Here is a 14,427-nt window from a genome sequence, read left to right on the forward strand (position 1 = left end):
GGATGCACGGTGGTGTTCCCCAAGACCTATTTGGGAGCATTCAACTGGCGCAGCGTATCGTAATACGTGCTCAGAAAAATGGAGTTGTCGGCGATGGCTTTCTGCACGACGCCGCTCAGATTGAGCAGATCGGTGGGGTGGATCACGGCGTGAACGCTTTGCTGGAAGCCCTGCATGGGGTTCATGGTCTGAAAGTCGCTTCCGATGAGGAGGACGGTCGCGTGCCGTCTCAGATTCATGGGCATGGTCTGGAGCGTGCGCAGGGAGATGTTTTCCTCGGGACTGCTGCACTGGAAGCACTCCTCCAGGACGACCAGCTGATACTGAATCTGCGCGAAGCGCATGATGAAGTCTTCGTGGGTCAGCGGCGTGTGGATCTTGTATTCCAGTTCGTTCAACACCGTTTGGGCGATGGAGAGGTAATCCGGAGTCGTCAGGGCCAGCAGCGCCGGCTTGTCTTCAGGACGGATGAATTCGAATTCGAGGGACATGGCGGGGGCGGGGTGGGGAACGGCTAGAGTTTGAGTTTGAGCGCGCCGGGAATGGCGGGAGCAGGACCCTTCTTGGCGGCTTCTTCCTTGGCTCTGGCCTTCTCCTCTTCCTCGGTTTTCATTTTGAGATTGCTGAGCGAGGAAGTTTGTTCCCCGCGTCGCTTCTTGATGTTGTCGATGCCGCGGGTGGTCGGGCCGCGTTTTGAGCAATACAGCAAGGCGGTTTCCTCCGTGATGGCGCCTTGTTCGTAAGCGTCCATGCAGGCTTGGTCGAACGTGCGCCAGCCGAACGTATAAGCGGCCTCGACGATTTCGTAGAAGCTTTTGCCCTCGCTCTCGCCCTGGACGATGCTGTCCTTGATCCGGATGTTGGAGCCCATGATTTCGAGGAGCGCCTGGCGTCCTCCTCCGATTTTGGGTGCCAGTCGCTGGCTGACCACCCAGCGGAGTGTGTCCGCCAGGCGGAGGCGGATTTGCTCCTGTTCGTCGGTTTCGAACATGCCCAGAATACGGTTGATCGTCTGCCTGGCGTCGATGGTGTGCAACGTGCTCATGACGAGGTGGCCGGTTTCGGCGGCGCTCAGTCCGAGTTCGACGGTTTCGCGGTCGCGCATTTCGCCGACCAGAATGATCTTGGGCGCCTGGCGAAGCGCGGCACGCAGGCCGCTGGAAAACTTGTCGAAGTCCGTGCCCATTTCGCGCTGATTGAACGTGGCCTTTTTCTGCGGGTGAACGAATTCCACGGGGTCTTCGAGGGTGACGATGTGGATGGACTTGGTTTCGTTGATCTCGTTGAGGAGGGCGGCCAGGGTCGTGGATTTGCCGGATCCGGTGGCCCCGGTCACGAGGATGAGGCCGGTCTTCTCCTTCGCCATGTTGTGGAAGGTGTCCGGGAGCTTGAGGTCGCCGAGGGTTGGGATCTTGGTGTTGAGTTTGCGGAGCACGATCGAGTAGTGGCCGCGTTGGGAGAAGATGTTGACGCGGAAACGGGCCTTGCCGGTCAGCGAGTAGGAGGCGTCGCAGGAGCCGGTGCGCAGGAGATCTTCCGTCAACCATCGTGATCCATTGACCAGATTGAAGGCGATGGTCTCGGTTTGAAACGGGGTTAGTTTTTCCACCGGAGGGACGATCGGCACGGGGACCAATTGAACGGAGCTCTCCACCTGCAGCGGCTTGTCGACGGTGATGTTGAGGTCGGAGACATCCTTGTTGGAATCCAGCATCGTGCCGAGCACGTAATCGAGTTCGTTGCGGCGCATGGCGGAGGGTGGAGTTCGGAGTGAGGCTTTGGAGTCTTGGGGTTGGCGGTTTACTCAACTTCGCCATTGGCTTTGGCTTCCTCTTGTTCCTGGGGGTGAGGAAGGGGAAAAACTTCTTTTTGTCCAGGGACTTGTCGAAAGCGTCGTGAGGAGCCACCCGTTTCATTTTGACGTGTTCCATGATGGCGTCGTCCAGGGGCTGGTTGCCGAGACGCTTGCCGACCTGGATCATGCCGGCAATCTGGTGCGTCTTGGCTTCGCGGATGAGGTTGCCGATGGCGGCGGTGACCACGAGGATTTCCAGGGCGGCGACGCGTCCCTTCTTGTCGATTCGTTTGAAGAGGTTTTGGGCGACCACACCGCGCAAGGCTTCGGACAAGCTGGCTCGGACCTTGTTTTGCTGTTCGGCCGGGAAGACGTCGATGATACGGTCGATCGTCTTGGCGGCGCTTTGGGTGTGAAGCGTTCCGAACACCAAGTGACCGGTGCTGGCGGCGGTGAGCGCCAGTTCGATCGTCTCGAGATCGCGCATTTCGCCGACGAGGATGATGTCGGGGTCCTCGCGCAAGGCGCCTTTGAGGGCGGAGGCGAACGAGCGCGTGTGGAGGCCGACTTCGCGATGGTTGATGAGCGAGGCTTTGCTTTCGTGGACGAATTCGATCGGGTCCTCGACGGTGAGGATGTGGTCTTTCCGGTTCTTGTTCGCGTAATCCACCATGGCGGCCAGGGTGGTGGACTTGCCGGAGCCGGTGGGGCCGGTCACCAGGACCAGGCCTTTGTGGAGCATGGAGAACTTCTTGAGTACCGGCGGCAGCGGGGCGTCGAACTTCTCGAAATCCTCGAAGGACAGCACCTTGCTGGGGATTTGGCGAAAGACCGCGGCGACGCCGTATTTCTGATTGAAAAAATTGGCGCGAAAGCGGGAAACGCCTGGAATCTCGTAGCCGAAATCGACATCGCCCGATTCTTCGTAAACCTTGATCTTATATTCCGGCGTGATTTCGTAAAGCATCGCCTTGAGAGCGTCGCTCTCGAGAGGCGGGTACTCGACGCGGAGCAATTCGCCGTTGATGCGGAGAATGGGCGGGTTGCCGGAGGAAAGATGGAGGTCCGAGGCTTTTTGCTCCATCATGAGGTTGAAGAAAGCGTCAATCTTGGCCATAAGTCATTACGACTTGGTGTTGCTTCCATATCCAAGTCGGGTGTTTGCTGCAATCCTTGAATGCCTTGGGTGAAATTCTGTCCAGCCGCATCCGGGAGGGTGGGGCGATGCGATTTGACGCCTGGATGCACGCCGCCTTGTATGAACCGGAGCTGGGTTACTACGCGCGTCCGGGCCGGACGTTGGGGCGGCAGGGGGATTTTTACACGAGCGCCTCGGTGGGGCCGGTCTTCGGATGGTTGCTGGCCGCCCGGATTGGCTGGTGGATGGAGAAGCTGGCGGCGGAAGCGCCGGGCTCGGATTTAATGCTGGTGGAGGCCGGTGGGCATGAGGGGCCATTGGCGGCGGAGGTAGGATTGGCTTGGGTCAAGGAACGGCCTGATTGGATCTCCCGCCTGCGCTATCTTTCCATCGAGCCCATGGAATTCCTCTGGAATCTGCAGAGGGAAAGGTGGAAAGAGACCGGTCTCCCGGCCGTACGCGCGAGGGATTTGCAGGAAGCCATGGCGATGATGCCGGACCAGGGCGGCGTGGGAGTGTTTTTTGCGAACGAACTTCTCGATGCGTTTCCGATCCGCCGTTTCCGGTGGAACGTCGCGTTGAAGGACTGGTGTGAGGCTTATGTCGGGTGGGAAGGCTCGCGGTTTGTGTGGGAGTGGAGGAACTTGAGGAGGGGGACGGACTTTCCGATCATCCCGGAGGACACTTCGGGTTCCACCTCGAAACCCGAATTGCCGGAGGAACTCGCTGACGTTTTGCCGGACGGTTTTGTTTGGGAGGCGAGCCCGGCGGCACTGGAGTGGTGGGGACGGGTGAGCCGGTTGTTTCAGCGGGGCGTGTGGTTGACCTTTGACTATGGGCACGACGCATCGTCGCGATGGGATCCGCGGAGGGTGGGCGGCAGCCTGAGGGGGTATCGCGGGCATCGTCCGGTGGAAGATGTTTTGGACAGTCCGGGCGAGCAGGACCTCACGGCGCATGTTGATTGGCAGGCCGTTTGCCAGCGAGGAGAGCGTGAGGGCTTGAGGACGGTTTCGTTGGAAGCCCAGGAGCGTTTTCTGGTGCAAGTTGCGAACGAGGCAGGCTGGATGCAGGAGGGCTCGGTGTTGAGCGACGCCCAACAAAGGCGGCAGTTCATGGAACTCACGCATCCGGGCCGGCTCGGGCGTTCGTTTCAGGCGCTGGTGCAGGAACGAGTTGGGATGACGCGCTGATCCGCCGAAGAAAGCGGCGGGATTTGATCGACTCCCCATGTCGGCACTCCGGATGGACAGGAAATCCGCCAACCTATTCGAGGTTTTTCAGGGGCAGGGGAGGGGATCGCCGCGGCCGATGGGCGCAAGCGGAAGCGCCGTGATCGGCGTGCCCTGACAGCCTGCGGATGCACCGTCTCTGGATCTGGTGAGTGATTCGGAATGGCCCTATCGCCAAGACCTTGCGAGGATATTTGGAAGGCCACGGCCGTTTACAGATTGAAGGAGTGACTCCCGTTGGGGAGTTGTGAATTGGGTTCGGTCGCTCTGTGTCCTGATGTCTCCGCGAGAGCAGGTTCGACTGGTGAGTTAGGCGAGTAGATGCGGCAGCACTTCTCCGTGGATGTCCGTCAGTCGGAAATCGCGTCCCTGAAAGCGGTAGGTGAGGCGTGTATGTTCCAGGCCCAGCAAATGGAGAAGTGTCGCGTGCAGGTCATGCACGTGCGCGCGGTCCTCGACCGGGGAAAAACCGAGTTCGTCGGTTTGACCCACTTCCGCTCCCGCTTTCATGCCGCCGCCGGCGAACCACATCGTGAAGGCGTCGATGTGATGGTTGCGGCCCGTGGTGTCGCGATTTTCGCCCATCGGCGTGCGCCCGAATTCGCCACCCCAGATGACCAGGGTATCGTCGAGCAAGCCGCGGTGTTTCAAATCGAGCACCAGAGCCGCCTGGGCTTGGTCCACCTCCCGACAGACTTGGGGCAGGTCTTTTTCCAATGTTTCACCCGGACCGCCGTGGCTGTCCCAGTTGGTGTGGTAAAGTTGAACAAAGCGGACATCGCGTTCGATGAGCCTTCGGGCGAGCAAGCAATTGCGCGCAAAGGAAGGTTGTTCGCGGCTGGCGCCGTAGAGTTTCAGCGTTTCGTCCGTTTCGCCTGAGAGGTCGGTGAGCTCGGGGGCGCTGCTCTGCATTCTGAACGCCATTTCGTAGGAGGCGACGCGCGTCTCGATTTCGGGATCGGCGGTGAAGCGCGCCCGCAGCGCATTCAAGTCCCGCAGCGCGTCCAGGGTGCGGCGTTGGTCCTCCGAGGTGACGCCAGGGGGATTGGCTTGATTGAGAATCGGCTCGCGTCCCGGACGAAAAGGAACGCCCTGAAAAGTCGTGGGCAGGAATCCGCTGCCCCAATTGACGGCGCCCCCGCGCGGACCTCGAGGTCCGCTTTGGAGCACCACGAAACCAGGAAGATTCTGCGATTCGCTGCCGAGTCCGTACGCGATCCAGGAGCCCATGCTGGGGCGTCCGAATTGGCCGGAGCCCGTGTTCATGAAGAGTTTGGCGGGCGCATGATTGAACAAGTCCGTGGCGCAGGAACGGACCATGGTGAGGTGATCCACGATGCGGGCTGTGTGAGGGAAAAGATCTGACACCCACATGCCACTCTGGCCATGGCGGCGGAAAGCGCGTCGAGTTCCCAGCAGCTTGGTGCCGTGGCTCGTGTTCATGAACGCGAACCGTTTGCCGGCGATGAGCGAATCCGGAACGGGTTGGCCGTTCAATGCGACGAGTCTTGGCTTATAATCGAACAACTCGAGCTGGGAAGGCCCTCCGGCCATGAACAGATAGATGACCCGCTTGGCACGTCCGAAGTACATGGATTGTTTCGGCGCCATGGGAGAGGAGGCATTTGCCCCCGGGAAGCGGGAAAGCGCCATCCAACCCAATCCGATGCTGCATCGCTGCAGGAACCATCGGCGGCTGCCAGCCAGATCGGGATGGCGGGAGGGAAAATTATTCACGAGTGACGGTTTCATCGAGATTAAGCAGCACTCGAGCCACCGCTACCCAGCCGCGGTGGGATTCGTCCGGAGCGGAAGCTGGAGTGGGATAGGCCGACAAGAGCGCTTCGAGCCGGGACAATTCCTCGGGGGTGGGAGGCCGTCCGAGACAGGCAAGAAAGGCATGACGAAGCGTTGACGCGGGGCCTTCGCTGGATCGGGACCATGTCTTTGCCAATTCCAAAGCCATTTCATGGAACTGGGTTTCGTTCAGCAGGGTGAGCGCTTGCAGAGGCGTGTTGGATTGAGTGCGGCGAGAGCAGGCGCTGAAGGCATCCGGCGCGTCGAACACCGCAAGCGCGGGGTGGGGAGTGGCTCGCCAATAAAAGGTGTAAAGCCCGCGCCGGAATCGGTCTGCCCCCGAGCTGGTTTTCCATTCGCGACGCGACTGGCCAAGGACCATGACGCCGTCCGGTTGCGGCGGATGCACGCTGGGTCCTCCGACGCGAGGCACGAGAAGTCCGCTGCTGGCGAGCGCGGTGTCGCGAATGATTTCAGCCTCGAGGCGCATCCGATTCTGTCGCGCCCACCAACGATTTTGGGGGTCGCGGGATGCCAGGTCGGAACGAAGATGGGAACTCTGCCGGTAAGTGGAGGAGGTGACGAGGAGCCGGAGGAGACCTTTCAAATCCCAACCCGTTGTCATGAACTCGGACGCCAGCCAATCCAGCAGTTCCGGGTGAGTGGGGGGGGCGCCCTGAACGCCGAAATCGTTCTCAGTTTCGACAAGGCCGCGGCCGAACAGATGCATCCAGACTTGATTCACGGCTACCCGGCTGGTGAGCGGATGATCAGGACGAGCGAGCCAGCGCGCCAAATCAAGCCGGTTGGCCTGTTTAGACTCGGGGGTTAATGGGGGCAACGAGGCGGGAACGCCCGGATCGACAACCTCGGCCGGGCGGGTGAAGTCTCCCTTGATCAAGCGGTGGGTGACGCGGGGATCTTTGCGCTCGCTCATCACGAGCGCGGTGGTGACTTCGGGCCTCGCCTTGCGCAACTGCTCGACGACCGCCATTTGCCGCCGATACGCGGGGTCGTCCGCCCGGCGGGCTTGGCGGATAAGATTCCAATCGGAATCGCCCCGCAGGGCGGCGGGAATCGGGAGGGCCTTCCTCACTTCGGGTTTGAGTTGATCCCGGACAGCGGCTTCGAGGCGGCGTTCCCACGCTTCGGTCGATTCATCCAACCGAATGGACAGTGTGTTGAGCTCCGCTTCAGCCGCGTTGAGTTTTTCGGCGTGGCGATTTCGAGCCGCGGCTTCGGCCGGCGTGGGGGCCTCGAGGGAGGGTTCATCCACGTTATTGAACAGGGCGAAGAGGCGGAAATAGTCGGTTTGGGTGAAAGGATCGAATTTGTGGTCGTGGCACTGGGCGCAGGACAAGGTCAGTCCCATGAAGACCGTGGAGGTTGTGGCCACGCGGTCGAAGATGGATTCGATGCGGAACTGTTCCAGATCGATGCCGCCTTCCTGGTTGATCTGGGTGTTGCGATGAAACCCGGTGGCGATCTGCTGGGCGGTGGCGGCGTTCGGGAGGAGGTCTCCCGCGAGTTGTTCGGCCATGAACCGGTCGAAAGGAAGGTTGGCATTGAACGCATCGAGCACCCAATCGCGATAGCGCCACATCGACCGCGGGGCGTCGACCGAGTAACCGTTGGAATCGGCGTAACGAGCTCGATCCAGCCAATGGCGCCCCCATCGCTCGCCGAAGTGCGGCGAACCGAGCAATCGATCCACTTCTTCCCGGCATGCTTGCTCGACCGGCAAGGCCATGAACCGCGTGATCGCGTCGGCTGTGGGAGGCAATCCGGTGAGATCCAGCCAGAGCCGGCGCAGCAGGGCAAGGGGCTCGGTGGGTTGGGAGGGGGTGATGTTTTCGGATTCTAATCGATGAAGGATGAATCGGTCGATGGGGTTGGAACTCCAGGAGGAATCCCGGACCGGGGGCAGCGGCGGACGTCGCACGGAAAGGAAAGCCCAGTGGGCGGCGGATCCGCTGGGTTCGTCGGCGGGCGCAGCCGCGCCCGAATCGATCCAATTCCGAATGCGCTCCAAGTCAGAACCCGAAAGCCGAGGTTTCTTGTAGGGCATGGGCGGAATCTCCGCATGCCTTCCTTCCGCCGCTTGGACAAGCAAGCTCTGCCGGGCGTCGCGAGGATGGATGGCGGGTCCGCTGCGTCCGCCTTTCCGCATGGCCTGGGCCGTGTCGAGCCGGAGGCCGCCCTTGGCCTGAACCGATCCGTGGCAGGACACGCAGTGGGTGGTGAAGAGGGGTTTGACTTCGAGAAGGTAATCCGGTCCGCTGGCGCCGAGTACAAGGCCTTGGAGGGCCCCGAGGCCCGCCACAACAGCCCATTGAATGCTCAGGCCCATGCGTCCAGAAAGATTGATAGGAATGGAATCACGCTCCTGAAGCTTTCGCAATGAGGTTTGGATTCAGAATTCGCGCGCTTCCAGGAACAGGCGGAATTTGTCCTCGCGACACCCACCCACCGGGGAACAGATCAGTCTGCAGGTCGGCGTCCATGCGGGAGGGCAGGATCGCGATTTCCTCCTGATCATGCGATCATCGCCGCGATGGTGCCGAGCGCGTTGCCTTCCAGTCGGTTGTTCACGAAGATAAAGGTTTTTCTTGCCGGATCGGTTTGCCCCTCACGAATCAGCGCGCGGCCGGCCGCTCGAACTTCGGGATTGATCTCGCGCACCTGATCGTAAGGTTGAAACGCCTTGACCGCGTCCGCATATTTTCGCCCGGGTTTGAGCAGGAATCGGGCGGCGAGACGTGAAGGGCAAGTTCGGCTTTCGGGCAGCGCCATTTGTTCCGAGACGGAGGGCATGACCTCCCAGGAGTTGAAGACGTGGGTCACCTCGTGACGCGCGAGACGTTCGAAGTATTCCGGCTGCAACCAGCCTTCGTTTCGCAATTCGATTCCCAGAGGCCAGCCCTTCGGAACCTGTTCGAGAAACCGGTCTAGGTCTGTCACGAAGGCGCGACCCTGGCTGTAGTCCGAGGGCCAAAAGCGGGAGAACTCCAGGATGAGAAGCCCGATTTGAGACCGAATCGTATCACAGGGCGCCAGGAAGTGATCCGCAAAAAGGCGGGGATTGAGGAATTCAGGGTTGAGTTGTCCTGCCCGGGCCCCGAAGCGGTCGAGGTTGGGAAACTTTTTGACCGTGATGGCATCGGTGACCTTGAGAGCAAATTGAAAATCGGCGGGCACTTGGGAGGCGAGCCCCTCCAGGTAGGAAGCACGCGGAAAGTCGTAGTAGGCGGCATCCACACACACGGTTTTGAATACCGCGGCGTATTCCTCCAGGCATGACCGCTCGAAACGGGTCTGCGCGAATCGCCCTCGATACTCGTACTTTGAGGCGCTATAGAGTGTTCCCACCCACCCCTCGTATTTCCACGACGAGGTGCCGACGAAGACGCCGTGGCGGGAAAGGCCTTGCAGGCTTTCCCGCGCGGATTTGAGCTGGAACCCCGGTTCGCTCATTTCCCCAGGAATTGTTGGATAAATTCGATGGAGGCCGGGGGATCCTGATGAATCAGGGCATGCCACCCCCTCTGCCAGGCCGCCTCGATGTTTTCCGGGCGGTCGTCGAGATAAACGAAGCGCCCGCCGGTGTGTCCGGTCAACTTTTCCAAGGTCTCATACATGCCGGGAGCGGGCTTCAAGGCCCGGCATTCGTAGGAGAGGATGTGTCCGGTGAAGTTCTGGAAGAAGGCATAATGCGCGCGGATGAACTCGACCGCCAGTTCGTTGGTGTTGGAGAAAATGTAGGTGGCGTGCCCCGCTTCCTGACAGCGGCGTTGCAGTTCGATCATCGGGGCGATGGGCGAGAAAATATCGGCGAAGTCTGCCCGGAATTGATTCAGGGTTCTTTGGTAACCGGTCCGTTCGGAAAACGCCCGGTGGAATTCGGTCGTGGACACCTGCCCTTCCTCGTAGGCCAGCAGGAGAGGAGTGTAGCCCAGGATGGCTTGGAGGGGTGCGGGATCGAGTCCGTCGCGTTCGGCAATGCGGCGGAGGGCGATTGCATAATCGAAATCGAGCAGCACTTTCCCGAGATCGAAAACCATGATGTGTTCAGGCATAGGTGTCGTGCGCGGATCGTGAAGGAATTGGAGAGGCAAGATTGTAAAGATGGATGGAAGAATTCTGCTCAGTGCGGGGAATTCCACACATTCCTGAATTCGAGCCTTTAGCTTGGTTGAAGCCCATCTCTCTCTCAACACTCTGTTGAAAGTGATGCCCCCCCCGGACCCGGCTAAAAGGCATCGCTTCGTGCATGCAGGGCGCAGTCTCCTTGGCGCTGAAATCCCGGTCGCGCAAGAATGTTGAGATCTCCGGTCCAGCCAGGCGGATCAACGGACCGTCGGCGGGAAGGTCGGCAGCAGCGAGAGGGTCGATGAAACGGCGGCAGCTATTTCGCAAACTCCCACAAACCGAAGGCGGCGCCCTGCGGGTCCGCGACGATGGCGAAGCGTCCCATGGGCAATTGGGTGATTCCCTTGCAAACGTGGGCGCCCAGCGACTGTGCCCGGGCCAGGGATTCTTCAAAGCTGGCGACCGTGACATAACACATCCAGGCCGTCGGCGCGTTGGGAGCCTGCGGCGGCAATTGCACGATGCCTCCGGCGGGGGATCCCTGGTTCTTGAGGAAAATGTAATCCATTCCGGGCCCCATGCTCATCTTTTCGGTCGTCCAACCAAAGAGCTGGGAATAGAACTGAGCGCTCGCTGAGGCATCGCGTGTGACCAACTCGTTTCAACTAACGATGCCTGGCGTGGTGTCGGGTTGCTGATTTTGACTCATAAGGCCAATCGGATTTGCAATTCGTTCAGTGGACACCCTGTTCCAGGAGGCATGGTGCAGGCAAGCGAACATTCTTTGACGGCCGGTTCCACGGTGCATCCAGGAGTTGTCGGTGACCGGGTTGTTGTGGTAACGCAGACAGCCCTGTCTGCTGTAGCGCAGGCTGCCCAGCCTGCGGGGCGACGAAGGAATCCAGGCGCGTGGAGAGCATGGAAGGGCCTCGTTCTTCACCCGCCGGGCCGACGGGCCGTCGGGGATACGGCAGGCTGGGCAGCCTGCGCCACACTGCAGAGAACGGCTTCGGGATGCACAGCCGGTTCCGGAGTGATGATTGGGCCGGGGAGGCGACAAACCGAAAGACTGTCACTCCGTGCCCATGGGACTTCTCCCTGCGGAGTGCTCGGCGGCGGACCTGATCTCGGGCATTGCGGTTCCGCTTTGCCGGTTGATGATCACGCAGGTTCCCATTGCGCCCCGGCGCGGGTTGGGGGTGTGAGGCCTTTTGCTTTTCCTCGCGCAGAGGCCGCGAAGGACGCAGAGAGAACGTCGAGGGGCGAGTTCCCTGGGGACACCGATCTCAGTCAATGGGGTCAAGACGTGACTTATGACACAATGATGGAGGACGAGCGATGCGGGCTGGAGCATACCCGCGCTCGCACGACCCCAACCCAGGCACTGGCCTCCCAACACTGCGTAGAACATGGATTTTTTCTTAGATCTGAAGGAAAGGAATCATTCTGGCAACAAGCGCGCGGTTCCCTTCGCCGGGAGATTCCCCGTCATGGAACCCGGATGAAATGTCCGGGCTAGATCGGCCGCCGGCCAGCCAGCGCGCGTTCGAGCGTCACCTCATCGGTGTAATCGAGGCCGCTTCCCACGGGCAAGCCTTGGGCCAAACGGGTTACTTTCAGCGGTTTTGAACTCAGCCGGCGCGCGAGATAATTCGCCGTCGCGTCCCCCTCGACATCGCTTCCCAGGGCGAGGATGATCTCGGAGACGGCATCGCGATCAACGCGGTGTTCGAGCGCCGCGATGCGCAGATCCTCGGGTTCGACACCGTTGAGGGGAGACAATTTTCCACCCAGGACATGGTAGCGTCCGCGGAAGGCCCCGGACTTTTCAAGCGTGATCAGGTCGGTTGGACGTTCCACCACGCACACGCAAGACGCGTCGCGCCGGGGATCCTGGCAGAGCGGACAAGGCTGGGATTCGGTGAATCCACCGCAGTCGCGGCAAAAGGAAACTTTTTCACGGACGGCGGTGAGGGCTGCCGCGAGTTGCCGGACGTGGGCAGGGTCCGTTTGGACGATATGCAAGGCCAGGCGGTCGGCGGAGCGTGGACCAATGCCTGGCAATTGAGCGAGGCAGGCGGAAAGGTGCTGAACCGGCTCGGGCAGGAGGGGCATGGGGGAGCGGTTCAACCCGGCGGGGTCAAACCAAGCCGGGCATGTTGAATCCGGCGGTGACCTTCCCCATTTCCTCGTTGGAGATTTCCTTGGCTTTGGCCAGGGCGTTGTTGGCGGCGGTGAGGATCATTTCCTCGACCAATTGCGCGTCGCCCGGGTTGAGCGCTTGCGGATCAATCTTGATGGAAGCCAGAAGCCCGTCGCAGCGCGAGACCACTTTCACGGCGCCGCCGCCGCTGGTGGATTCGACGGTGCGTTGAGCGAGTTCGGCCTGGACTTGTTCCATTTGCCGTTGAATGCGGGAGGCCTGTTTAATGAGTTTGCCTATGCTGGACATAATTCAGTGCAGAAAAGGATTTGCCGACAAGCGGTGGAAGATCAACCGCGAACTTCGACGATCTGGCCCTTGAAGATTTCCAGGGCTTGTTTGATCAAAGGATCATTCTTGAATTCCTCCACCGAGACTCCTTTGGGGGGTGCTGCGGGCTTGGGCCCAGTCGGGGTGGCCGGTGCCGGAGCGGATCGTGACGCCGAAATCTCCGCTTTCTCGGCTTGTGGGGTTGGGGGAGGGGGCGGCGGGGGAACGAAAACCGCAGCTCCCTCGGGGCGGTCGGCTTGAACGAACCGGACCTGGCAGTCGCGATGGCCGGCTTCAGCCAGCTTGGTCTGGAGCAGGGTCCGGTTCTTGGAATTATCCACGAGCCCGAGGTGATCGGAGAATTCCTTGTCGAAGCCGATGGTGAGGACCTGTCGTTCGAAGGAGACGGGATGCGCTTCGATCAGATAGGTGCGGGTAAACGGGCTGACGCGCCCGACCGCTTCGATGAGTTGGGCCCAAAGCGTGGCCAGGTCGGAGATTCGGGGAGGTGACCCCGCGGCTTCGGGCATGCTGGATGTCGAATCCGGGGTTGGGGTGACCGTGGTGTTCAACGGCGTGGCGGCTCGAAGGGGTGGGGAAGTGGACGGTTCGGCACGGCGTGGCGCGGGGGTTGGAGACGACTCGGCAGGAGCGGGTGGAGAAACCGGTTCAGCGTGGACGGAAGGAGAAGCTGAGCCGAACTGGCCGCGCAGCGCCTGGAGTTGAGTCAGGATTTGGTCGATGGGGACGATGTGCGCGGCTTGGGCGGCTTTGAGCAAACCGACTTCGATCATGATTCGGCGGGAGCCGGCGTCGCGCATGCGGCTCTCGGTCGAGGCCAGAACATCCAGGGTGCGGGAGAGCGCTTCCGGTGTGCTGGATTGAGCGAGGGATTGAAGGTCCGCCGCTTCCATTTCGGAGATATCGAGGAGATCGAGCCTGCCTCCCGAGGCTTTGAAGACCAGGACATTGCGGACGTGGGAAAGCAGGTCGGAGAGCAGGCGGTGCAGGTCCTTGCCTTGGCGCGCCAGGGCGTCGAGCTCCGTGAGCAGCCGTGGTGAGTCCTGGCGGAGCAGGGCGGCGGTTAACTGCTGGATTTTGCTTTGGGCGGTCAGGCCGTACATGGAGAGCGCGTCGGGCTCTTTGATGTTGGTGCCGCAAAAACTGATCAATTGATCGAGGGAAGACTCCGCGTCGCGCATGCCGCCATCGGCTCCGCGGGCCACCGCGAGCAGGGTGGCTTCATCGACTTGGATGCCTTCCTGGGCGGCAATGCTTCGCAGATGGTTCACGATCAGAGCCGTCGGAATGCGTCGCAGGTCGAAACGCTGGCATCGGGAAAGAATCGTGGGCAAGACCTTCTCGGGTTCGGTGGTGGCGAACATGAACTTCACGTGCGCCGGGGGCTCCTCGAGGGTTTTGAGGAGGGCGTTGAACGCATCCTTGGAAAGCATGTGGACCTCGTCGATGATGTAGATTTTGAACTTCGAGGCCGCAGGGGCGAACTTAACGGTGTCGCGGAGTTCCCGGATGTCTTCAATGCCGCGATTGCTGGCGCCGTCGATTTCGATGACATCGAGGGACCGGCCCTCGGCGATTTCACGGGCTCTGGGGTCGTCCTCCGGAAAATCAGGTTTGGGACCGCCGGTGCAATTCAGGCACTTGGCAAAAATACGGGCGATGGTGGTTTTACCGGTGCCTCGAGGGCCGCAAAAGAGATAGGCATGGGCGATGCGATTCTGGGCGATGGCGTTGGCGAGCGTTTGCGTCACGTGCTCTTGTCCCACGACTTCACAGAAACGTTGCGGCCGGTATTTTCGGGCGATGACTTGGTAGGACATAACTTAAGGGAGCACAGCGCGGGCGAAATTAGAGCCCAGGACCGGACATTTCATAGAGGTTC

At 60.7% G+C, this 14,427-nt stretch carries 11 protein-coding genes and 1 pseudogene; 2 read left to right on the forward strand and 10 right to left on the reverse strand.

Going from position 1 to position 14,427, the window contains the following annotated elements; all coding sequences use genetic code 11:
* The first annotated feature begins 2 nt into the window (after positions 1 to 2).
* Complete coding sequence (locus FJ404_08375) at positions 3 to 518, forward strand: hypothetical protein (protein ID MBM3822884.1); 516 nt, start codon at positions 3 to 5, stop codon at positions 516 to 518.
* On the opposite strand, the gene FJ404_08380 is transcribed toward FJ404_08375, so the two are convergent.
* Entirely contained in the window at positions 515 to 1,750 is a 1,236-nt protein-coding gene (locus FJ404_08380; protein MBM3822885.1) for a PilT/PilU family type 4a pilus ATPase, read from the reverse strand. The genes FJ404_08375 and FJ404_08380 overlap by 4 nt on opposite strands.
* A 97-nt stretch (positions 1,751 to 1,847) precedes the next feature.
* Positions 1,848 to 2,912, reverse strand: a pseudogene (locus FJ404_08385) (type IV pilus twitching motility protein PilT).
* Between the two features lie 65 nt (positions 2,913 to 2,977).
* Between FJ404_08385 and FJ404_08390 the strand changes: the two are divergent.
* Entirely contained in the window at positions 2,978 to 4,126 is a 1,149-nt protein-coding gene (locus FJ404_08390) for a hypothetical protein (protein MBM3822886.1), read from the forward strand.
* A gap of 348 nt (positions 4,127 to 4,474) precedes the next feature.
* Here FJ404_08390 and FJ404_08395 read toward each other — a convergent pair whose 3' ends face one another.
* The 8 genes from FJ404_08395 to dnaX all read right to left on the reverse strand — a co-directional run bounded on the left by FJ404_08395 (position 4,475) and on the right by dnaX (position 14,365).
* Positions 4,475 to 5,917 (reverse strand): DUF1501 domain-containing protein, encoded by a 1,443-nt coding sequence (locus FJ404_08395; GenBank protein MBM3822887.1) that lies wholly within the window; start codon positions 5,915 to 5,917, stop codon positions 4,475 to 4,477.
* A complete protein-coding gene (locus tag FJ404_08400) occupies positions 5,895 to 8,312 on the reverse strand; it encodes a DUF1553 domain-containing protein (protein ID MBM3822888.1) in 2,418 nt (805 codons plus the stop codon). Before FJ404_08400 ends, FJ404_08395 begins: the two co-directional genes overlap by 23 nt.
* Positions 8,313 to 8,497: 185 nt before the next feature.
* Positions 8,498 to 9,436 carry a DUF72 domain-containing protein gene (locus tag FJ404_08405; protein MBM3822889.1) on the reverse strand — a complete coding sequence of 313 codons (939 nt, stop codon included), beginning with the start codon at positions 9,434 to 9,436 and terminating at the stop codon, positions 8,498 to 8,500.
* Entirely contained in the window at positions 9,433 to 10,038 is a 606-nt protein-coding gene (locus FJ404_08410; protein ID MBM3822890.1) for an HAD family phosphatase, read from the reverse strand. The genes FJ404_08405 and FJ404_08410 overlap by 4 nt, the downstream gene beginning before the upstream one ends.
* Positions 10,039 to 10,367: 329 nt before the next feature.
* Positions 10,368 to 10,631, reverse strand: coding sequence for a VOC family protein (locus tag FJ404_08415; protein ID MBM3822891.1), 264 nt, complete (start codon positions 10,629 to 10,631; stop codon positions 10,368 to 10,370).
* A 935-nt stretch (positions 10,632 to 11,566) separates the two neighbouring features.
* Positions 11,567 to 12,166 carry a recombination protein RecR gene (gene recR / locus FJ404_08420; GenBank protein MBM3822892.1) on the reverse strand — a complete coding sequence of 200 codons (600 nt, stop codon included), beginning with the start codon at positions 12,164 to 12,166 and terminating at the stop codon, positions 11,567 to 11,569.
* A 25-nt stretch (positions 12,167 to 12,191) separates the two neighbouring features.
* Positions 12,192 to 12,503: a YbaB/EbfC family nucleoid-associated protein gene (locus FJ404_08425; protein MBM3822893.1), complete on the reverse strand. Its 312-nt coding sequence runs from the start codon at positions 12,501 to 12,503 to the stop codon at positions 12,192 to 12,194.
* Between the two features lie 41 nt (positions 12,504 to 12,544).
* Positions 12,545 to 14,365, reverse strand: coding sequence for a DNA polymerase III subunit gamma/tau (gene dnaX, locus FJ404_08430; protein ID MBM3822894.1), 1,821 nt, complete (start codon positions 14,363 to 14,365; stop codon positions 12,545 to 12,547).
* Positions 14,366 to 14,427: the final 62 nt, after the last annotated feature.

This window comes from Verrucomicrobiota bacterium (assembly GCA_016871495.1).
GTDB lineage: Bacteria > Verrucomicrobiota > Verrucomicrobiia > Limisphaerales > VHDF01 > VHDF01.

Excerpts from the sequence above, each read along its gene's own strand:
- recR (MBM3822892.1), bottom strand. The coding sequence starts at position 12,166 with ATGCCCCTCCTGCCCGAGCCGGTTCAGCACCTTTCCGCCTGCCTCGCT.
- dnaX (MBM3822894.1), bottom strand. The coding sequence starts at position 14,365 with ATGTCCTACCAAGTCATCGCCCGAAAATACCGGCCGCAACGTTTCTGT.
- FJ404_08425 (MBM3822893.1), bottom strand. The coding sequence starts at position 12,503 with ATGTCCAGCATAGGCAAACTCATTAAACAGGCCTCCCGCATTCAACGG.
- FJ404_08410 (MBM3822890.1), bottom strand. The coding sequence starts at position 10,038 with ATGCCTGAACACATCATGGTTTTCGATCTCGGGAAAGTGCTGCTCGAT.
- FJ404_08415 (MBM3822891.1), bottom strand. The coding sequence starts at position 10,631 with ATGGGGCCCGGAATGGATTACATTTTCCTCAAGAACCAGGGATCCCCC.
- FJ404_08395 (MBM3822887.1), bottom strand. The coding sequence starts at position 5,917 with ATGAAACCGTCACTCGTGAATAATTTTCCCTCCCGCCATCCCGATCTG.
- FJ404_08405 (MBM3822889.1), bottom strand. The coding sequence starts at position 9,436 with ATGAGCGAACCGGGGTTCCAGCTCAAATCCGCGCGGGAAAGCCTGCAA.
- FJ404_08400 (MBM3822888.1), bottom strand. The coding sequence starts at position 8,312 with ATGGGCCTGAGCATTCAATGGGCTGTTGTGGCGGGCCTCGGGGCCCTC.
- FJ404_08380 (MBM3822885.1), bottom strand. The coding sequence starts at position 1,750 with ATGCGCCGCAACGAACTCGATTACGTGCTCGGCACGATGCTGGATTCC.
- FJ404_08375 (MBM3822884.1), top strand. The coding sequence starts at position 3 with ATGCACGGTGGTGTTCCCCAAGACCTATTTGGGAGCATTCAACTGGCG.